At 68.7% G+C, this 20251-nt stretch carries 21 protein-coding genes; 16 read left to right on the top strand and 5 right to left on the bottom strand.

What is annotated here, in order from left to right:
* Positions 1-378: 378 nt before the first annotated feature.
* Positions 379-546, top strand: coding sequence for a hypothetical protein (locus tag JN22_RS16895; protein ID WP_179166180.1), 168 nt, complete (start codon positions 379-381; stop codon positions 544-546).
* On the opposite strand, the gene JN22_RS16900 is transcribed toward JN22_RS16895, so the two are convergent.
* Together JN22_RS16900 and JN22_RS16905 are read right to left on the bottom strand one after the other, a co-directional pair.
* Positions 543-788 (bottom strand): hypothetical protein, encoded by a 246-nt coding sequence (locus tag JN22_RS16900; protein ID WP_085555071.1) that lies wholly within the window; start codon positions 786-788, stop codon positions 543-545. The genes JN22_RS16895 and JN22_RS16900 overlap by 4 nt on opposite strands.
* Before the next feature lie 81 nt (positions 789-869).
* On the bottom strand, positions 870-1625 hold the full coding sequence (locus JN22_RS16905) for a competence/damage-inducible protein A (protein WP_085555072.1): 756 nt from the start codon (positions 1623-1625) through the stop codon (positions 870-872).
* A 57-nt stretch (positions 1626-1682) separates the two neighbouring features.
* Here JN22_RS16905 and sfsA point away from each other — a divergent pair, with 57 nt between their 5' ends.
* From sfsA to radC, 3 genes are all read left to right on the top strand, one after another.
* The gene (gene sfsA, locus JN22_RS16910; RefSeq protein ID WP_085555073.1) at positions 1683-2405 is read left to right on the top strand and encodes a DNA/RNA nuclease SfsA; all 723 of its coding nucleotides are present in this window, start codon (positions 1683-1685) and stop codon (positions 2403-2405) included.
* Between the two features lie 64 nt (positions 2406-2469).
* On the top strand, positions 2470-3285 hold the full coding sequence (gene map, locus JN22_RS16915; protein WP_085555074.1) for a type I methionyl aminopeptidase: 816 nt from the start codon (positions 2470-2472) through the stop codon (positions 3283-3285).
* A 91-nt stretch (positions 3286-3376) separates the two neighbouring features.
* Positions 3377-4222, top strand: coding sequence for a RadC family protein (gene radC / locus JN22_RS16920; RefSeq protein ID WP_085555075.1), 846 nt, complete (start codon positions 3377-3379; stop codon positions 4220-4222).
* Positions 4223-4255: 33 nt separating this feature from the next.
* On the opposite strand, the gene JN22_RS16925 is transcribed toward radC, so the two are convergent.
* Positions 4256-7498, bottom strand: a complete 3243-nt coding sequence (locus JN22_RS16925) for a bifunctional diguanylate cyclase/phosphodiesterase (RefSeq protein ID WP_085555076.1) — start codon at positions 7496-7498, stop codon at positions 4256-4258.
* Positions 7499-7910: 412 nt separating this feature from the next.
* Between JN22_RS16925 and purB the strand changes: the two genes are divergently transcribed.
* On the top strand, positions 7911-9206 hold the full coding sequence (gene purB / locus JN22_RS16930) for an adenylosuccinate lyase (protein WP_085555077.1): 1296 nt from the start codon (positions 7911-7913) through the stop codon (positions 9204-9206).
* A gap of 160 nt (positions 9207-9366) precedes the next feature.
* Here purB and JN22_RS16935 read toward each other — a convergent pair whose 3' ends face one another.
* Both JN22_RS16935 and JN22_RS16940 read right to left on the bottom strand, forming a co-directional pair.
* Positions 9367-9654 carry a GIY-YIG nuclease family protein gene (locus JN22_RS16935; RefSeq protein WP_085555078.1) on the bottom strand — a complete coding sequence of 96 codons (288 nt, stop codon included), beginning with the start codon at positions 9652-9654 and terminating at the stop codon, positions 9367-9369.
* Between the two features lie 176 nt (positions 9655-9830).
* Positions 9831-10151, bottom strand: coding sequence for a DUF1476 domain-containing protein (locus JN22_RS16940; protein ID WP_085555079.1), 321 nt, complete (start codon positions 10149-10151; stop codon positions 9831-9833).
* A gap of 166 nt (positions 10152-10317) precedes the next feature.
* On the opposite strand from JN22_RS16940, the gene JN22_RS16945 reads away from it, so the two are divergent.
* The 11 genes from JN22_RS16945 (at position 10318) to rarD (ending at position 20242) form a co-directional block, all read left to right on the top strand.
* Positions 10318-11097, top strand: a complete 780-nt coding sequence (locus JN22_RS16945) for an NRDE family protein (RefSeq protein WP_085555080.1) — start codon at positions 10318-10320, stop codon at positions 11095-11097.
* A 122-nt stretch (positions 11098-11219) separates the two neighbouring features.
* Complete coding sequence (purC, locus tag JN22_RS16950) at positions 11220-11984, top strand: phosphoribosylaminoimidazolesuccinocarboxamide synthase (RefSeq protein ID WP_085555081.1); 765 nt, start codon at positions 11220-11222, stop codon at positions 11982-11984.
* 47 nt (positions 11985-12031) lie between these two features.
* Positions 12032-12274: a phosphoribosylformylglycinamidine synthase subunit PurS gene (purS, locus tag JN22_RS16955; protein WP_085555082.1), complete on the top strand. Its 243-nt coding sequence runs from the start codon at positions 12032-12034 to the stop codon at positions 12272-12274.
* 149 nt (positions 12275-12423) lie between these two features.
* Positions 12424-13050: a DNA-3-methyladenine glycosylase family protein gene (locus JN22_RS16960; protein ID WP_085555083.1), complete on the top strand. Its 627-nt coding sequence runs from the start codon at positions 12424-12426 to the stop codon at positions 13048-13050.
* Positions 13047-13736 (top strand): MOSC domain-containing protein, encoded by a 690-nt coding sequence (locus JN22_RS16965; protein ID WP_085555084.1) that lies wholly within the window; start codon positions 13047-13049, stop codon positions 13734-13736. The genes JN22_RS16960 and JN22_RS16965 overlap by 4 nt, the downstream gene beginning before the upstream one ends.
* Before the next feature lie 271 nt (positions 13737-14007).
* Positions 14008-15234 (top strand): ammonium transporter, encoded by a 1227-nt coding sequence (locus tag JN22_RS16970; RefSeq protein WP_085555085.1) that lies wholly within the window; start codon positions 14008-14010, stop codon positions 15232-15234.
* Between the two features lie 111 nt (positions 15235-15345).
* Positions 15346-16035, top strand: a complete 690-nt coding sequence (gene purQ, locus JN22_RS16975; RefSeq protein WP_085555086.1) for a phosphoribosylformylglycinamidine synthase subunit PurQ — start codon at positions 15346-15348, stop codon at positions 16033-16035.
* 14 nt (positions 16036-16049) lie between these two features.
* A complete protein-coding gene (gene purL, locus JN22_RS16980; RefSeq protein ID WP_085555087.1) occupies positions 16050-18284 on the top strand; it encodes a phosphoribosylformylglycinamidine synthase subunit PurL in 2235 nt (744 codons plus the stop codon).
* A gap of 195 nt (positions 18285-18479) precedes the next feature.
* A complete protein-coding gene (locus tag JN22_RS16985; RefSeq protein ID WP_085555088.1) occupies positions 18480-18719 on the top strand; it encodes a BolA family protein in 240 nt (79 codons plus the stop codon).
* 69 nt (positions 18720-18788) lie between these two features.
* Positions 18789-19130, top strand: a complete 342-nt coding sequence (gene grxD, locus JN22_RS16990; protein WP_085555089.1) for a Grx4 family monothiol glutaredoxin — start codon at positions 18789-18791, stop codon at positions 19128-19130.
* A gap of 191 nt (positions 19131-19321) precedes the next feature.
* Entirely contained in the window at positions 19322-20242 is a 921-nt protein-coding gene (rarD, locus tag JN22_RS16995; RefSeq protein WP_085555090.1) for an EamA family transporter RarD, read from the top strand.
* Positions 20243-20251 lie beyond the last annotated feature (9 nt).

A 20251-nucleotide genomic window follows, 5' to 3' on the forward strand; every position in this document is an offset into this window, starting at 1 on the left:
CCCAGGCGCACTCCAATTAAAGTCTGCTGCGTCTACCGGTTTCGCCACGTCCGCACGGGGCGCCCCTGAGATAGCGCGTTTCCTTGCCAAAGGGAATAAAAATTGGCCTTTCGCCATAACCGACCGGGCCCAGCCGCCTTTGCGGGGGCCGGCGGCGAGGGTTGCGTGGCAAAGCGGCAAATGCAGGGGGGCTTCGGCGTGCGGCCTTTTGTCCCGTCGTCTCGGCCGTCATCCGGCAATTCTTGGAAAACTGGCCGGGAAGGCGGCCCTCCACCCATGAAAAGCATACGCAAGTATGCTGATGATTGTGAATGGCGCGTCCCGCCCCATATGGAAGGGGCCGCTCGGCAGGCGGCGCAACCGGGAGAGTGAGCACGCATGGACACCGCGGACTGGATGTCGCTGATCGCGCTGGCGATGGTCGCCATTCTGGTGGTGCCGGGAGCGCTGCGGCGCAACCGGGGCACGGCGCTGCGCAACGCCGCCATCTGGCTGGCGGTCGTGGTGGCCCTGGTCTGGGCCTATGACCGTTTCGGTCCCTTCTAGGGGCGCGTGTCCTCGTTCAGCGCCATGATGCCGATGCCCATGGCGACGCTGCCGAAGGTCAGCATCAGGCTGCCGTAGAGCATCACGATGGCCACGAGGCCATATTCGCTGTTGCCGATCAGCGTCGCCAGCCGGGCGACGTCGAACCACAGAAGCCCCGTGCCGAGCACCACGGCGCCGGCGACGCCGGACAGCAGATGCTTCAGCAGGAACAGGATGGCCGCTTTTTCAAAAGGTTTCATGGCGGGATTCTTCACGTCGAATGCCCTTGTACCCTGACGGATATGGAGCGGGGGCCGGCCCGGGCAATTGATCGGAACGGCCTAGCCTTTCGTACCAACCGTCACGTTGGGCGTCCCGCCGAGCCGCCGGACGATGCCGGCCAGTTCGTCGGCGGTCGCGGCCACCTCGGCCTCGTCGGTGCCGCGCAGGACGAGGCTGACCCCGAAGAAACCGTTGCGGAAATAGGGATAGCTGCCGATCTCCAGCTCCGGATGGCGGCCCTGCAACGCGCCGAGCTCGGCGGCGATCACCCCTTCCGCCAGTTCGCAGGCGACCGTGCGGGCGTGCAGCTCCGGCCCGCCGGCCAGACGCGGCAGCAGCCCGTCCAGCATCGCCTGCATGATGTTCGGCACCCCCGCCAGCACGAACACGTTGCCGAGCTGGAAGCCGGGCGCCTGGCTGATCGGGTTGTCGATCAGGATGCCGCCGGCCGGAATGTTGGCCATGCGCAAGCGCGCCTCGTTGAGGTGCTGGGCCGAACCGTAATGCCGCTCCAGCCGGGCGACCGCCTCCGGGTTGCGCTCCAGGGCGACGCCGAACGCCTTGGCGACGCAGGCCGAGGTGATGTCGTCGTGGGTCGGCCCGATGCCGCCGGTGGTGAAGACATAGGTGTAGCGGGCGCGCAGCGCGTTGACCGCCGCGACGATCTCCTCCTCGACGTCGGCGACGACGCGGGCCTCGCGCAGCCGGACGCCGATGCCCGACAGCACCTCCGCGATGTGGCCGAGATTGGCGTCCTTGGTGCGGCCGGACAGGATCTCGTTGCCGATGACGAGCACGGCGGCGGTGGGGTTCATCGCGGGGAAACTCCGGGCTGGCGCGGCGGCCGGTGGCGGGTTAGCGTCGCGCCCAACATGCGCTTTCCCACCCCTCTTCTTCAAGGCCGGCTGATCCGCCGCTACAAGCGCTTCCTCGCCGACGTCGATCTCGGCGGGGAGGTCGTGACCGTCCATGTCCCCAACTCCGGAAGCATGATCGGACTGGACACGCCCGGCTCCCCGGTCTGGCTGTCGCGCTCCGGCAACCCGAAACGCAAGCTCGCCCACACGCTGGAGCTGGTCGAGCCCGCCGCCGCCTGGGGCAAGGGGCTGGTCGGCGTCAACACCGGCCACCCCAACGCGCTGGCCGCCGCCGCCATCGCCGCCGGCACCATCCCGGAGCTGGCCGGCTACGGCCGGCTGCGGCGCGAGGTGAAATACGGCAGGAACTCCCGCATCGACGTGCTGCTGGAGGATGATTCCCGTCCGCCGGCCTATGTCGAGGTCAAGAACGTGCATCTGCGCCGGCCCGGCCAGGGCGACGGGCTGGCCGCCGAGTTCCCCGACTGCGTCACCGCGCGCGGCGCCAAGCATCTGGAGGAGATGGCCGCGATGGTGGCGCAAGGCTGCCGCGCGGTGATGCTGTATCTTGTCCAGCGCACCGACTGCACCCATTTCCGGACGGCGGCCGATCTCGATCCGGCCTATGATTCCGGGCTGCGCCGCGCGCTCGAATCGGGCGTCGAGGCGCTCTGCTGGTCTTGCGCGATCACGCCCGAATCGATTGAATTGGACCGTCCGCTGCCGCTGCGTCTTTGAGGGCGCCGCGTCACGCGTCGCCGCCTGTCCCGTACCGCCTGTTCTGCTTTGGGGGCTTACCGTCTTGGAACACAACCACGTCGAATCCAACCGTGTGCGGCTGCATGGGCCGGAGGGATTCGAAGGCATGCGCAAGGCCGGCCGCCTGGCCGCCATGACCCTCGACTTCATCGGCCCCTATGTGCAGCCGGGCGTCACCACCGGCGAGCTCGACCGCCTGCTGGAACAATTCATCCGCGACCACGGCGCGGTTCCGGCGCCGCTCGGCTACCGGGGCTTCCCGCGCGCCAACTGCATCTCGGTCAACCACGTCGTCTGCCACGGCATCCCCGGCGACAAGCGGCTGGTCGACGGCGACATCCTGAACATCGACGTCACCCCGATCGTCGACGGCTGGTACGGCGATTCCAGCCGCATGTATCTGTGCGGCAACGTCGGCGTGAAGGCGCGCAAGCTGATCGACGTCACCTACGAGGCGCTGATGCTCGGCATCTCGGTGGTGAAGCCGGGCGCCACCCTGGGCGACATCGGCCACGCCATCCAGACCTTCGCCGAGGGCCAGCGCTATTCGGTGGTTCGCGACTTCTGCGGGCACGGGCTGGGCCGGACCTTTCACGAGCCGCCGTCGGTCCTGCATTTCGGCAAGCCCGGCGAGGGCATGGTGCTGCGCGAGGGCATGATCTTCACCATCGAGCCGATGCTGAACGCCGGCCGCGCCGACGTGAAGATCCTGGGCGACGGCTGGACCGCCGTGACCAAGGACAAGTCGCTGTCCGCCCAGTTCGAGCATTCCCTCGGCGTCACCGCCGACGGGGCGGAGATCTTCACCCTCTCGCCCGAGGGGCACACCAGACCGCCCTACCCCGAGGCGTCCGTCTGACCATTTTTACCCGCGCCGCGGGCAAGTTGCCTGTGCCCGCGCGCGGGAAGACGGTATAGTCGTCGCCATACGAAGGAATGGCGGCGCGACGATGGCTGCGGGAAAGACCGGGAAGAGCAAGGACGGCCGGCAAGGGACCGGCGGCGGGCTGGACGATTCCGGCGCCCCGTCCGCCGACCTGCTGGCGGCGGTGGAGCCGGCCGGCGCCACATCGGTGCCCGCACCCGCCGCCGATCCGGCGGACGACGATCCCCACTACACCAACCACCGCGACCGGCTGCGCCGCCGCTTCCTCGACAAGGGCGGCGACGCGCTGGAGGATTACGAGCTGCTGGAGATGGTGCTGTTCGCCGTCAACCCGCGGCGCGACGTGAAGCCGCTGGCCAAGGCGCTGATCCGGGCCTTCGGCGACCTGTGGGGGGTGGTCAACGCGCCGGCCGAGCGGCTGCGCGGCTTCAAGGCGGACGGCGTGTCGCTCGGCACCGACAACGCGGTCGCCACCGTGCGGGTGGTGGGGGCGGCGGCGCTGCGGGCGATGCAGAAGCGGGTGATCGACCGGCCGGTGCTGGCCTCCTGGCAGGCGCTGCTGGATTACTGCGCGGCGGCAATGGCGCACGAGCCGACCGAGCAGTTCCGCCTGCTGTTCCTCGACCGCAAGAACATCCTGATCGCCGACGAGGTGCAGCAGCGCGGCACCGTCGACCACACCCCGGTCTACCCGCGCGAGGTCGCCAAGCGCGCGCTGGAGCTGGCGGCCAGCGCGGTGATCCTGGTCCACAACCACCCCTCCGGCGACCCGACGCCGAGCCGCGCCGACATCGAGATGACCAAGGAGATCGTCCGCGCCGCCAACGCGGTGGGGCTGGCGGTGCACGACCACCTGATCATCGGCAAGGGCGGCAAGCACACCAGCTTCAAGGCGCAGCGGCTGCTGTGAGGTCCCTGAACGGATTTGGGCGCGAGCGCCCGATCAGTTCACCGATTCCGGCATCCGCGCCTGCTGCTGCACGAAGGCGACGAACTCGTCGAAGGGCATCGGGCGGCCCAGCAGATAGCCCTGTATCTGGTCGCAGCCGAGCCCGGCGAGGCAGTGGAACTGCTCCTCCGTCTCCACCCCCTCGGCCAAGGTCTGCATCCGCAAGCTGCGCGCCATGCCGATGATCGCCTCGGCGATGGCGCCGCTGTCGGGATCGTCGAAACGCAGCTCGCTGACGAAGGAGCGGTCGATCTTCAGCTTGTCCACCCGGAAGCGCTTGAGATAGCTGAGGCTGGAATAGCCGGTGCCGAAATCGTCGATCGCCAGCGGCACCCCCATGGCGCGCAGCCGGGCGAAGGTGTCGGCCACCACGTCCGAATCGTCCATCAGGACGCTCTCCGTCACCTCCAGCTCCAGCGATTCCGCCGGCACGCCGTAGGTCGACAGCCAGCCGGCGACCCGCTCCGCCAGCCCCGGACGCCGCACCTGCACCGCCGACAGGTTGATGGCGATCAGCAGTTCCCGGTGCTTGCGCAGCTGTGCCGCCCGCCGGCACGCCTCGCCGAGCACCCAGTCGCCGAGCGGCAGGATCAGGCCGGTGTCCTCGGCCACCGGAATGAACTGGCCGGGCATGATCAGCGAGCCGTCCGGCTGGCGCCAGCGCACCAGCGCCTCGGCCCCGACCAGACGGCGGCCGGCGGCCGCGAACTGCGGCTGGAAGAACAGCTCCAGCTCGTTGTTGGCCAGCGCCCGGCGCAAATTGTTCTCGGTCCACATCCGGTCCGACGCGCGGCGGTTCAGCTCCGGCGTGAAGACATGGTAGGTGGCGCGCCCGGCCTCCTTGGCGGCGTACATCGCCATGTCGGCGTTCTTCATCAGCGCGTCGATGGTCGTGCCGTCGTCGGGATAGACGGCGACGCCGATGGAGGGCGTGACCAGCAGTTCGTGCCCGTCGATGAGGAAGGGCTCGGACAACGCCCGCAGCACCTTGCGCGCCACCGTGCCGGCGTCGTCGGGCGTGTCCACGTCGTTGATCAGGATGATGAACTCGTCGCCGCCCTGGCGGCTGACGGTGTCGCTGGCCCGCACCGTGCCGAGCAGCCGGGCGCCGACCCCGCGCAGCAGCGTGTCGCCCACCGGGTGGCCCAGGCTGTCGTTGATCGTCTTGAAGCGGTCGAGGTCGATGAACAGCAGCCCGACCTTGGTGCCGTGGCGGCTGGCCGCCAGCATCGCGCGCTCCAGCCGGTCGCGCAGCAGGAAGCGGTTCGGCAGGTCGGTCAGGAAATCATACTGCGCCAGATGGCGGATGCGCTCCTCCTGGGCGCGGGTCTCGGTGATGTCGGTGAAGGCGGCGATGTGGTTGACCACGGCGCCGGCCTCGCTGTGCACCACCTTGATGCTCAGCCACTCCGGAAACACCTCGCCGTTCTTGCGGGTGTTCCAGACCTCGCCGGCCCAATGGCCGTTCTCGCGGAGTTGCGCCCACAGATCGTCGAAGAAGCGGGCGTCGTGGCGGTCGGATTTCAGGAATTTCGGATCGCGGCCGACCGCCTCCTCCCGGCTGTAGCCGGTGATGCGGGTGAAGGCGTCGTTGACGGCGACGATCAGATTGCGCTCGTTGGTGACGAACATGCCCTCGGCGGCGTTGTCGAACACCTTGGCCGACAGCCGCAGCTCCCATTCGGCCCGCTTGCGCTCGGAGATGTCGCGGGCGATGGCGGAATAGTAGGTCTCGCCCTCGTAGGCGATGCGGCTGGCGGTGACCTCCAGCTCCAGGGCGCGGCCGTCGGCGGTGGTGTAGACCGTCTCGTAATGGCCGGCGGCGCCCTCCCCTTCGGCGGCGAAGCGCTGCAACAGGTCGGCCTGCCCCTTGACCAGATCCTCCAGCCGGCCGCCGAGCGCCCGGCAGCCGAAGGGGTTGACGTAGGCGATGCGCAGCTGCGCGTCGGCCAGCACGACGATCTCCGACACATGGTCGACGAAGAAGTTGGCGAGGTAGAGCTGCCTCGCCCGCTCGCGCAGCATGCTGTCGCTGCGCCGCATGCGCAGCTGGTAGGCGCCGACGATGCGGCGGATCCAGCCGGTCACCAGCCAGGACACGCCGACCGAGGCGAGCAGCGCCAGCCCGAGGATGCCGACCGTCGTCCACACGCGCTGGTCGACGCCCCGCCGCATCTCGGCCCGCCGCTCCGCCATCGCCGCGTCGAGATCGTCGATGTAGAAGCCGGCGACCAGCACCCAGCCCCAGATCCCCGGCGACGACACATAGGCCATCTTCGGCGTCGGCCGCCCGGTGACCGGGTGCACCCAGTCGTAGCGCAGCTCGCCGCCGCCCTGCCGACCGATCTCCAGCAGGCGGGTCACCAGATCGCGCTCGGTCGCCCAGGGCAGGTCGCGCGCGTTCATGCCCTCCGACGCCGGGGCGGTGGGCGACAGCAGAACCTGCCCGTCCTCGCGCAGCACGCCGATGTAGCCGGTCTCGCCGAACCGGGAGGAGCGCAGCCGTTCCAGCGATTCCCGTTGCAGCCGCGCCTCGACCGCCACGACGGAATCGGCGGCGCCGATCAGCCAGTCGTAGGGCTCGAAGCGGCGGACATAGGCCAGCTTCTCCACCGCCCGGTCGGGATCGTCGGGCATGCGCCAGCGGTAGCGGGCGAAGCCCCGCGCGGTCGGATCCTGGGCCGCCCGCAGCAGCTCGCGCGTCACCCCGGCGGCGGCCGGATCGGGATCGGCGAAGGGCGAGCGGCCCTCGCGCGCCGGCTCCGTCGGTTGCAGCACCGTGCCGCCGGCGAGGTCGGTGATGAAATAGTAGCCGCGCCCGTTGGCGAAGCGGAGGGGACGCAGGGTCTCCTTGATCGATTCACGGACCGATTCGGCCGGCAGGATGTCCTTCTCCCGCTCGTAAACGGAGCGGGCGATGGCGTAGGCCTCGTCCACCTGCCCACGGATCTGCTCCTTCAGCGCCGGTTCCGTGCGCGAGCGCATGTAGGCGAGGTAGGAGCGGGCGTTCTCCACCTCCTGCTCCAGCGCCTGGCGCTGCTCGCGCAGATAGCGCGCCTCCGACTGCCGCAGGTTGTTCTCGAAATCCAGCCAGTGCTGCCAGACGAAGTAGAAGCCGAGCCCAAGGACGAGGGCGGTCACCAGCGTCAGCGAGGCGAGGAATTGCAGACGGTACAGGCGGGCCTCGTCGGACGGGCGAGACGGCTCGCGCACCAACTCGGCGACGGGATCGGACAACGGGGAACCCTCCTCAGGCGCGGATCGGGGCTTCCTCCAGCGCGCGCCGCAATTCTTGCTTAATGCTCGCAAGACTGCAACTGCCAGCGCGCGAGCACGACCGGCGCGCGATTTTCCGACCGAATTCCTCGCGTCGTTCCGCGCCGCACCGAAAATCTCGCGGCACGATGGCGTCATGCCGGTTTCCGCTTCGCCTGTCGATAGGCGCTTATTCCCTTCGATCGGAAAGAAGCTGTTTTGGAAATTTAACCAAATTTGCGCAAAATCGTCCGAACCCCGGCATCGACCTGGCGGGGCTTTGCAACGGGGCGCTCCACGGTTATGGTCCGCGCGCGCGTGACCCTGCGTCCGTCCCCCAAGCCTGTCGTTCCCGAACCTGTCGCGTCAGGTCCGCATCCTTCGGAGAGTGCCGATGATCCCCCGCTACACCCGCCCCGAAATGGCCCGCATCTGGGAGCCCGAGAACCGCTTCCGCATCTGGTTCGAGATCGAGGCGCACGCCTGCGACGCGCAGGCCGAGCTGGGCGTCATCCCCAAGGAGGCGGCGGCCGCCGTCTGGGAACGCGGCAAGTGGGAGATCGACCGCATCGACGAGATCGAGCGGGAGACCCGGCACGACGTCATCGCCTTCCTGACCAACCTCGCGGAGCATGTCGGGCCGGAGGCGCGCTTCGTCCACCAGGGCATGACCTCGTCGGACGTGCTGGACACCTGCCTCGCGGTGCAGATGACGCAGGCCGCCGACCTGCTGCTCGAGGACATGGACAAGCTGCTGGCCGCGCTGAAGCGCCGCGCCTTTGAACACAAGAACACCGTCACCATCGGCCGCAGCCACGGCATCCACGCCGAGCCGACGACCTTCGGCCTGAAGCTGGCCGGCCATTACGCCGCCTTCGCGCGCGGCCGCGAGCGTCTGGTCCAGGCGCGCAAGGACATCGCCACCTGCGCCATCTCGGGCGCGGTCGGCACCTTCGCCAACATCGACCCGCGCGTCGAGGAACATGTCGCCGCCAAGCTGGGTCTGGCGGTGGAGCCGGTTTCCACCCAGGTGATCCCGCGCGACCGCCACGCCTTCTACTTCTCGGTGCTGGGCGTCATCGCGTCGAGCGTCGAGAATCTGGCGACCGAGATCCGCCACCTGCAACGCACCGAGGTGCGCGAGGCCGAGGAGTATTTCCACCCCGGCCAGAAGGGCTCGTCGGCGATGCCGCACAAGCGCAACCCGGTGCTGTCGGAGAACCTGACCGGGCTCACCCGCATCGTCCGCGCCGCCGTCGTCCCGGCGCTGGAGAACGTCGCGCTGTGGCACGAGCGCGACATCTCGCACAGCTCGGTCGAGCGCATGATCGGCCCCGACGCGACGGTGACCCTCGACTTCGCCCTGATGCGCCTGACCGGCATGATGGAGAAGCTGGTGGTCTATCCGGAGCGCATGCAGAAGAACCTGGACGACCTGGGCGGGCTGGTCTTCTCGCAGCGTGTCCTGCTGGCCCTGACCCAGGCCGGGATGAGCCGCGAGGACAGCTACAAGGCGGTGCAGCGCAACGCCATGCAGGTGTGGGAGCATGGCGGCAACTTCCTGGAGCTGCTCTCGAACGACGCCGACGTCGCCAAGCACATCGGCCGCGACAAGTTGGAGCCGATGTTCGACATGACCTACCACACCAAGCACGTCGACACGGTGTTCAAGCGCGTCTTCGGAGAGTAAGGGGCTGACCGGCGGCTGCTCGTCGCCGTTCGATCGTCATGGCCGGGCTTGACCCGGCCATCCACGCTGTGAGGGTTTGCCAAGCTTGCGGCCGTGGATGCCCGGATCAAGTCCGGGCATGACGCTCCGTAATTCAGAGCGGATTTTTTTCGAACCGGTCTCAAGCAAGTCCATCGTACAAATCCGCCCATTCCGGATTGTTTTCCAGAATCAACTGGACTTTCCAGGCACGCGGCCAGCGCTTCATGGTCTTCTCACGCTGGATCGCAGTCCGGATCTCCGGATAAGGCTCGACATACACCAAGCGCTTGAGGCCGTACCTCTTGGTGAAGCCATCGATGGCTCCCTCCCGGTGCTCCCAGATGCGGCGGGCGAGGTTGCCGGTGACGCCGACGTACAAGGTCCCGTTCGGACGGTTGGTCAGAATATAGACCCAGCCCCCACGCATGCCATGCCTCACCACTTCGGCAACGCATCTTATGCGTGTTTTGGCATGCGGAAAATCCCTCCTTGTCATGCCCGGCCTTGTGCCGGGCATCCACGGCCGCAAATTCCAACAAAAAGGCCCGGTGCGTCCTCCGCACCGGGCCTTTCACGTTCAGGCGCGCGTCACGCGTCCGCCGCCTACTCCGCGTTGACCTGCTGGCGGGCGAGGTCCAGCAGATGCCCCATCTCGCGCTCGACCCGGTGGTCGGAGATGTCGACGCCCCTGGCGTGCAGGTCGGCGGCCAGCCGGTCGCGGATGTCGTGCGGGCCCGGCGTGCCGATGTCCACCTCGACGATCTGCCGGGCGTAGGCCTCGGCCTCGGCTCCGCCCAGCCCCATCAGGCCGGCGGCCCACAGGCCGGCCAGCTTGTCGCGCCGCATGCGGATGCGAAAGAGCAGGTCCTCGTCGTGCTGGAACTTGTTCTCGAAAGCCTTTTCACGATCGTCGAAGGTCGTCATGGGGACCCGGGCTCCTTGGATTGGTTTTCGCTCCCGTATAAGGATTATATAGCCGGGATGGCCCCGCCGTCACCGTTCCGCCGCACCCCTGCTGCGGAGATTCCGTCGAGCGGCGCCATACCCTTGGGGAAAACGCCCTCGGGAACCATGAAGGACAAGGTGCGACATGTGCAGCGTCATCCTCCTGCGGCGGCCCGGCGCGACCTGGCCGCTGGTCGTCGGCGCCAACCGCGACGAGATGGCCGGCCGGCCCTGGAAGGCCCCGGCGCGCCACTGGCCGGACCGCCCGAACCTCGTCGCCGGGCTGGACGAGCTGGCCGGCGGCTCCTGGCTCGGGCTGAACGACGAGGGGCTGGTCGCCGGCATCCTCAACCGTCACGGCACGCTGGGGCCGGAGACCGGCAAGCGGTCGCGCGGCGAGCTGGTGCTCGACGCGCTCGACCACGCCGACGCCGGCGAGGCCGCCCGCTCGCTGGCCGACCTCGACACCCGCGCCTACCGGCCCTTCAACCTCGTGCTGGCCGACAACCGCGACGCCTATCTGCTGAGCCATCGCGGCCCCTCCGCGCGCAACCGGCCGGAGGTGATCGCGATCCCGGAGGGCGTCCATATGATCACCGCCTTCGACCTCGACGACGACGCCGGGGATTCGCGCATCGCCCTCTACCGCCCGCTGTTCGAGCACGCCGTCGCGCCGACGACCGGCGCCGACGACGCGGCCGCCTTCGGCTGGGGCGGCTGGCCGGAGCTGCTCGGCAGCCGCATCTGGGAGGGCGGGCGCGGCGAGCGCGGCGCCATGGATTTCCGCCTGCCCATGGGGTTCGGCACGGTGTCGAGCGCGCTGATCGCCCTGCCCTCGGTCGAGCGGCCGGAGTTGAAGCCGGTCTGGCATTTCGCCGCCGGCCGGCCGCACGAAACCCCCTTCGTTCCCGTGGCGCTGGACTGACCGTCGTCCCGCGGGGAACGGGTGTCGTTGTGTTCCCCCGGCCGGCTTGCTATATCACAAGGGCACATTCCTGGACCGGCAAGCTCACTTGTCCGGTCCGCTCGTATTTGGACGAACACACGATGACACGACGCCGGCGCATCTACGAAGGCAAGGCGAAGGTCCTGTTCGAGGGACCGGAACCCGGCACCTTGGTGCAGTACTTCAAGGACGACGCGAGCGCCTTCAACAACCAGAAGAAGGGCGTCATCACCGGCAAGGGGGTGCTGAACAACCGCATCTCCGAATATCTGATGAGCCGCCTGTCGGAAATCGGCGTGCCGACGCATTTCGTGCGCCGCCTGAACATGCGCGAGCAGCTCGTCCGCGAGGTCGAGATCATCCCCATCGAGCTGGTCGTGCGCAACGTCGCCGCCGGCTCGCTGTCGCAGCGCTTCGGCATCCCGGAAGGCACGCCGCTGCCGCGCTCGATCATCGAGTACTACTACAAGTCGGACGAACTCCACGATCCGATGGTCTCGGAGGAGCACATCACCGCCTTCGGCTGGGCGGCTCCCCAGGATCTCGACGACATGGTGGCGCTGTCGCTCCGCGTGAACGACTATCTCTCGGGCCTCTTCCTCGGCATCGGGCTGAAGCTGGTGGACTTCAAGCTGGAGTTCGGCCGGCTGTGGGAGAACGAGGAGATGCGCATCGTCCTGGCCGACGAGATCAGCCCGGACAATTGCCGCCTGTGGGACGTCAAGACCAACGAGAAGCTCGACAAGGACCGGTTCCGCCAGGATCTCGGCCGCGTCGAGGAGGCCTACCAGGAGGTCGCGCGGCGCCTCGGCATCCTGCCGGAAGGCGGGCCGAGCGACGTCAAGGGCCCCAAGACCCTGCAATAATCCCCCCTTCAGCAACCCCTTATCTCACCAAGCGAGCGGACAATCCGATGAAGGCCAAGGTTCACGTCACCCTCAAGCGCGGCGTTCTGGATCCCCAGGGCAAGGCCATCGCGCACGCGCTGCACACGCTGGGCTTCGAGGGCGTCGAGGACGTCCGCGCCGGCAAGGTGATCGAGCTCACCCTCAGCAGCACCGACGAGGCGGCCGCCCGCAAGGAGGTCGAAGCGATGTGCGGCAAGCTGCTCGCCAACACCGTGATCGAGGATTACGCCATCGAGCTGGTGGCCTGATCCGGGCCTGCCCGCCTTGGTGATCTGTCACCACGACGACGCGAAGGCACGAAGGGGGTCGTGAGGACGGCCGATGGGCGCCATGCCCGGCGGCACCGGTCCTTGCGGTCCTCTCCGTGCCTTTTTCGCTTCGTGAGGGTCTTCTTTCCATGTCCGTCGACCATCTCGCCACCCTCGATCCGATCTTCGCCGAATGCCTGCGCGTCGGCGGGCCGACCGTGCGCGACTTCTCGCGCCCCGGCGGCTTTCCCGGCCTGCTGCGCATGGTGATGGAGCAGCAGCTCTCCACCAGGGTTGCGGCCGTCCTGTGGGCGAAGCTGGAGACGAGGCTTGGCGGCGCCGTCACCCCGGACGCCGTCCTGGCGCTGGACGACGACACGCTGCGGGCCTGCGGCTTCTCGCGCCAGAAGATCGGCTACGCACGCGGGCTGGCCGAGGCGGTGACGGACGGGCGCCTTGATTTCGACGCCGTCCACGCCTTGCCGGACGAGGAGGCGATCGCCACGCTGGTCGCCCTGAAGGGGATCGGCCGCTGGACCGCCGAGGTCTATCTGATGGCGGCGCAGGACCGGCCGGACATCTGGCCGATCGGCGATCTGGCGATCCAGCTCGGCGTGCAGCGGCTGAAGGGCTGGCCCGACAAGCCGACGGCCAAGCAACTGCTGGCGGTCGCCGAGCCCTGGCGCCCCCACCGGACCATCGCCGCCCGGCTGGTCTGGCACCATTACGTCGCCTTGCAGGAGCAGGCGCGGGAACAAGCGCGGAAGCCACGATGATCGACCTGACCATTTCGACCGTCCTGCTCGGCAAGGCCGTGCCCTTCGGGCCACCCGGCCGCACCAGCGCCATCGGCAAGACGCCGGTGGACGGCCCGCGCGCCGTCGGCGTCAACGGCTTCCTCGACGACGAGCAGGCCGACCGCCGGGTCCATGGCGGGCCGGACAAGGCGATCCACCATTACCCGCTCGACCACCACGCCGCGTGGCGGGACGATCTCGGCGCGGATCTGCCGCTGCTCGGCACGCCTGGCGCCTTCGGCGAGAACCTCTCGACGCGGGGCGTCACCGAAGCCGATATCTGCCTGGGCGACCGGCTGCGCGCCGGCACCGCCCTGCTGGAGGTGGCGCAGGCCCGCCAGCCCTGCTGGAAGCTCAACCACCGCTTCGGCGTGCCGGACATGGCCAGGCGCGTGCAGACCACGGCGCGCACCGGCTGGTACTATCGCGTCATCGAGGACGGCACCATCGGCCCCGGCGACCGGTTGACCCTGGTCGAGCGCCCTTGCCCCGGCTGGCCGCTCGCCCGGCTGCTGCGGGTGCTGTACGTCGACACGATGGACCGCGCGGCGCTGGCCGAGATGGCCGCCCTGCCGGCCCTGGCGCGGAGCTGGAAGACGCTCGCCGAACGCCGGCTGGAGCGGAGCGCGGTCGAGGATTGGGCCGGCCGGCTGAACGGCGACTGAGCGGCCTTCCCACTCCTCCCGGAACGAAAAGCCCCTCTCCCGCAAGGGGAGAGGGGCTTCTTGGTGTCTACGCCCCCTTCCCCCGCCCACGCTTTCACCACTTGGCATTCTTCTTGCGCAAGGAACGGACAGCCCCACACGGGTTTGCCCGCGCTTTGCGCTGCCTTTCCGCAGCCTGCCCAGCCCGGAGGCAATTCCGCGCTTGCACGCATTCGCCCAATCTGTTAGCAGATTGCCTGAAATTTAGGCAAAATGCTGAAAGTTTGCGCATATGGACACAGCAAGAACCGGGGGCGACGTTCTGTTCGTCCTGATCGGCGCGGTGATGGTGCTGGCGATGCATTGCGGCTTCGCCCTGCTGGAGGTCGGCACGGTCCGCCGCAAGAATCAGGTCAACGCGCTGGTGAAGATCCTCTCCGACTTCGCCATGTCGACGCTCGCCTATTTCCTGGTCGGCTACACCGTCGCCTATGGCGTGGATTTCTTCGCCGACGCGAAGACGCTGGTCGGCAAGGGCGGCGCCGGCTTCGCCGCCTACGGCTACGATCTGGTGAAGTTCTTCTTCCTGGCGACCTTCGCCGCCGCCGTACCGGCCATCGTCTCGGGCGGCATCGCCGAGCGCGCCCGCTTCTGGCCGCAGATGGGCGCCACCGTCGCGCTGATCGCGCTGTTCTACCCGCTGCTGGAAGGCACCGTCTGGGGCAGCCGCTTCGGCCTGCAAGCCTGGATGGCGCAGAGCTTCGGCCAGCCCTTCCACGATTTCGCCGGGTCGGTTGTGGTTCATGCCTTCGGCGGCTGGGTGGCGCTCGGCGCCGTGCTGCATCTCGGCAACCGGCGCGGCCGCTACCGGGCCAACGGCTCGCTGATCGCCATCCCGCCTTCGAACATCCCCTTCCTGGCGCTCGGCGCCTGGGTGCTGTGCGTCGGCTGGTTCGGCTTCAACGTGATGAGCGCCCAGGCGCTCGACGGCGTGTCGGGTCTGGTCGCGCTCAACTCGCTGATGGCGATGGTCGGCGGCATCGTCACCTCGCTGGTCATCAGCCGCACCGATCCGGGCTTCGTCCACAACGGGGCGCTGGCCGGGCTGGTCGCGGTCTGCGCCGGGTCGGACGTCATGCACCCGCTGGGCGCGCTGGTCACCGGCGGCGTCGCCGGGCTGCTGTTCGTCTGGGCCTTCAACAAGTGCCAGATCGACTGGAAGATCGACGACGTGCTGGGCGTCTGGCCGCTGCACGGGCTTTGCGGCCTGACCGGCGGGCTGCTGGCCGGCGTCTTCGGGCAGGAGGCGCTGGGCGGGCTCGGCGGCGTGTCGCTCGCCTCGCAGGTGATCGGCACGCTGGGCGGCGCCGGCTTCGGCTTCGCCGCCGGCCTCGCGGTCTACGGGCTGCTGAAGGCGGTCGTCGGCATCCGCATGGACCAGGAGCAGGAGTACCGCGGCGCCGACCTGTCGTTGCACCACATCACCGCCTACCCGGAAGAGGACGCGCCGACCCAATGACATGGCCGATTCGCGGCCCTTGCGGGGCCCGCCGCCCTTGCTTTGCCGGGGCGGCGGCCTTAGTGTCCGGCCCGAACAACTCCCCCCACGACGCCGGATTTTGACCGCCCCATGAAGGCCGCCATCGTCGTTTTCCCCGGCTCCAACCGCGAACGCGACGCCGTCGCCGCGCTGGAGGCCGCCAGCGGAACCAAGCCGCATCTGGTCTGGCACCGCGACACCGAACTGCCCAAGGTCGACCTGATCGTCGTGCCCGGCGGCTTCTCCTATGGCGATTACCTGCGCTCCGGCGCCATGGCGGCGCACTCGCCGATCATGCGCGAGGTGAAGGCGCGGGCCGATCAGGGCGTGCGGGTGCTCGGCGTCTGCAACGGCTTCCAGATCATCACCGAGGCCGGGCTGCTGCCGGGTGCTTTGATGCGCAACGGCGGGCTGAAGTTCGTCTGCCGCGTCCAGCATCTGCGGGTGGAGAACACCGACAGCCCATTCACGGCGAAATACGCCAAGGGGCAGATCGTGCGCTACCCGGTCGCCCACGGCGACGGCAACTACTGGGCCGACGCCGAGACGGTCAGGCGGCTCGACGGCGAGGGGCAGGTGGCCTTCCGCTACGTCGCCGATGACGCCCGCGCCGACCCGCGCGGCAACCCGAACCACTCGGTGTCCGACATCGCCGGCATCTTCAACGCCAAGCGCACCGTGCTGGGCCTGATGCCGCACCCGGAAGACGCGGTGGAGGGCCTGCACGGCAACACCGACGGCAAGCCGATGTTCGATGGTCTGGTGGAGGCCCTGTCGTGAGCGCAACCCATCCTTTGGCTGTGGCAACCCGCGCCCAAGAGCGCCCCGTCACCCTGGAGCTGGCCCGCGAATTCGGCCTGTCCGAGGCGGAATACAACAACGCGCTGGAGATCCTGGGCCGCGTCCCGACCTTCACCGAGATGGGCATCATCTCGGTCATGTGGTCGGAGCACTGCTCGTACAAATCCTCCAAGCTGTGGCTGAAGACGCTGCCGACCACCGGCCCGCAGGTCATCTGCGGCCCCGGCGAGAACGCCGGCGTGGTCGACATCGGTGACGGCGACACCGTCATCTTCAAGATGGAGAGCCACAACCACCCATCCTACATCGAGCCCTACCAGGGTGCGGCGACCGGCGTCGGCGGCATCCTGCGCGACGTGTTCACCATGGGCGCCCGGCCCATCGCCAACATGAACGCGCTGCGCTTCGGCTCGCCCGACCACCCGAAGACCCGCCATCTGGTGTCCGGCGTCGTGTCGGGCATCGGCGGCTACGGCAACTGCGTCGGCGTCCCCACCGTCGGCGGCGAGACCAACTTCCACCCGGCCTACAACGGCAACATCCTGGTCAACGCGATGACCGTGGGCGTCGCCAAGGCCGACCGGATCTTCTATTCGGCCGCCGCCGGCATCGGCAACCCGGTCGTCTATGTCGGTTCCAAGACCGGCCGCGACGGCATCCACGGCGCCACCATGGCGTCGGCCGAATTCACCGAGGATTCGGAGGAGAAGCGCCCGACCGTGCAGGTCGGCGACCCCTTCACCGAGAAGCTGCTGATCGAGGCCTGCCTGGAGCTGATGGAGACCGACGCCATCGTCGCCATCCAGGACATGGGCGCCGCCGGCCTGACCTCCTCCTCGGTCGAGATGGCCGGCAAGGGCGGTCTGGGCATCGAGCTGGCGCTCGACAGCCTGCCGATGCGCGAAGAGGCGATGACGCCCTACGAGATCATGCTCTCCGAAAGCCAGGAGCGCATGCTGATCATCCTGAAGCCCGGCCGCGAGGAGGTGGCGAAGGCCATCTTCGACAAGTGGGAGCTGGACTTCGCCGTCATCGGCCATCTGACCGACACCGGCAACCTCGTCATCAAGATGTATGGCGAGACCTGGTGCGACATGCCGATCGCCCCGGTGTCCAACGCCGCCCCCGAATACGACCGCCCGTGGGAACCGACCCCGGCCGCCGCGGAGGTGCCGGACAGCGTGTTCGACGGCTACGACGCCCCGCTCGGCGACACGCTGGCCAAGCTCTTCGCCTGCCCCGACCTCGCCTCCAAGCGCTGGATCTGGGAGCAGTATGACAGCCTCGTCGGCGGCGACACCCGCTTCATGTCGGGCCAGGCCGACGCGGCGGTCGTCCGCGTGCCGGGCCAGACCAAGGCGGTGGCGATCACCACCGACTGCACGCCGCGCTACTGCCTCGCCGACCCGGTCGAGGGCGGCAAGCAGGCGGTGGCCGAGGCGTGGCGCAACCTGTCGGCGGTGGGCGCGCTGCCGCTCGCCATCACCGACAACATGAACTTCGGCAACCCCGAGAAGCCGCGGATCATGGGCCAGTTCGTCGGCGCCGTCCAAGGCATCGGCGCGGCCTGCAAGGCGCTCGACTTCCCGGTCGTGTCGGGCAACGTCTCGCTCTACAACGAGACCAACGGCGAGGCGATCCTCCCCACCCCGGCCATCGGCGGCGTCGGCACTCTGCCCGACGCGATGATCGCGGTCGGCATCGCCTTCCAGAACGAGGGCGACGTCATCCTCGGCATCGGCGAGGCGACGAACGCCCAGGGCGGCCACATCGGCCAGTCGCTGTTCCTGCGCGAGATCCTCGGCCGCGAAGAAGGCCCGCCCCCGCCGGTCGATCTGGCCGTCGAGCGCCGCAACGGCGACTTCGTGCGCGGCCTGATCCGCGAGGGTCTGGTGGTGTCGAGCCACGACGTGGCCGACGGCGGCCTGCTCGTCACCATCGCCGAGATGGCGCTGGCCGGCGGCATCGGCGCCCACCTGACCGGCCTGGACGGCGCCCACCCGCGCGCCCTGTTCGGCGAGGACCAGGGCCGCTACGTGCTGGCGGTCCGTCCGGACGTCGCGGCCACGGTGCAGGAGAAGGCGAAGGCGGCCGGCGTGCCGGTGGCGGTGCTGGGCGAGACGCGCGGCGCCTCGCTGTCGGACCGCGGCGGCGACATCGTTTCGCTGAAGCGCCTGAAGACCGTCAACGAGAGCTGGCTGCCCGACTACATGTCGGCCGAGCTGTAAGCCGACCGGGGATTTGCCCCCACGTTCAGGCCGCCATGCCCGCGTCGAACCGGGCATGGCGGCCTTTTGCGTAACGCAAGCCTGCCGAGCCGTGGAAAACCGACGCGGGCAGGTGACAAACGCGTGCCCCCACCCTACTCTCTTTGCCCAGAACGGCCCGGGCGGGGCGCATCCCGAACAGAGCGAGGACACAGCATGGCGATGGAAGCCGCCACGATCGAACAGCTCATCAAGGAAGGCATCCCCGACGCGGCGGTCGAGATCGCCGACCTGCGCGGCGACGGCGACCACTACGCCGCCCTCGTCACCTCGGCGGCCTTCAAGGGCAAGAGCCGGGTGCAGCAGCACCAGATGGTCTACGCGGCGTTGCAGGGGAAGATGGGCGGCGAGTTGCACGCGCTCGCCCTGACCACCGCCGTGCCGGACAACGCGTGAGACATCACACGACAAGCGCCCACGACCTGTTGCATCGTCGTCGGCATCATTCAGAGAGGGTTTGAAGTCATGGTCGATCAGAACGTCGTCGAGCGCATCAAGCAGGATCTCGGCAGCAGCGATGTCGTGCTCTACATGAAGGGCACCCCGGTGTTCCCGCAGTGCGGCTTCTCCGCCGCCGTCGTCCAGGTGCTGAGCCATGTGGGCGTCAAGTTCAAGGGCATCAACATCCTGGAGGATCCGGGCCTGCGCCAGGGCCTGAAGGAATACTCGAACTGGCCGACCTTCCCGCAGCTCTACGTCAAGGGCGAGCTGGTCGGCGGCTGCGACATCGTCCGCGAGATGTACGAGAGCGGCGAGCTGCAAAGCCTGCTGAGCGAGAAGGGCATCACGACCGGCGTCGCCGCCTGATCGTCGCATTCCGCTCTAGAGAAACGGAAAGCCCCGCTTCGGCGGGGCTTTTTGCTGGGCGGGCGCCGGCGCGAGCGACGCGCACAGACCTCCGCCGACTCGCGTCCCGCGAGCGATATACCCGCCACGCAGCCCGGCCATGCCCGGCACCGCGCTGCCGGCCTGCCCAAATTGTGTGCTACACGGACGGCATGGCCAACTCCCCCACCGCCCCGGCGACCGAAACCTCGACGGCGTCCGCCTTCACGGCGGTGCTCGTCTCCTTCCTGATCTGGGGGCTGGCCAACCCGATCTATTTCAAGCTGCTGGGCGACACCGGCCCGGTGGAGATCGTCGCCCACCGCGTCGTCTGGACCGTCGTGCTGGTCGGCTTCGGCGTGCTCGCCCTCAAGGGACCAAGAGCCATCGCCGCCGCTGTGGGAAGCTGGCGACGGCTTGGCATCTTCCTGGTCAGCACGCTGCTGGTCACCACCAACTGGACCACCTTCATCTGGGCGATCGGTGAGAACCGTCTGGTCGAGGCCAGCCTCGGCTACTACATCAACCCGCTGGTCAACGTGCTGCTTGGCGTGGTCTTCCTGGGCGAGCGGCTGAACCGGCGCCAGCTCGCCGCCGTCGCCATCGCCGGGCTGGCCGTCGCCATCCTGGTGGCCGCCCATGGCGCGGTGCCCTGGGTCGCGCTGGCCCTGGCGCTGTCCTTCGGCTTCTACGCGCTGGTCCGCAAGAAGGCGGCGATCGACCCGGTGATCGGGCTGCTGGTGGAGACCCTGCTGCTGCTGCCGGCGGCGCTGGCCTATCTGCTGTGGCTGGGCGGCGGCGGGTCCTTCGGCCACACGGCCGGCGGCAGCCTGCTGCTGGTTCTGGCCGGGCCGGTGACCGCCGTGCCGCTGGTGCTGTTCATGATCGGCGCCGCGAAGCTGAAGCTGTCCACCGTCGGGGTGCTGCAATATCTCAGCCCGACCTGTCAGCTTCTGCTGGGCGTGCTGGTCTATGGCGAGCCCTTCACCACCACCCACGCGCTGGCCTTCGGCTGCATCTGGCTGGCGCTGCTGGTCTTCTCGGCCGACGCCCTCAGCACCCACCGGGCCGCCGCCCGCGCCGCCGCCGAATAGCGCGCCCGC

Source organism: Azospirillum agricola (genome assembly GCF_020005195.1).
Lineage (GTDB): Bacteria > Pseudomonadota > Alphaproteobacteria > Azospirillales > Azospirillaceae > Azospirillum > Azospirillum agricola.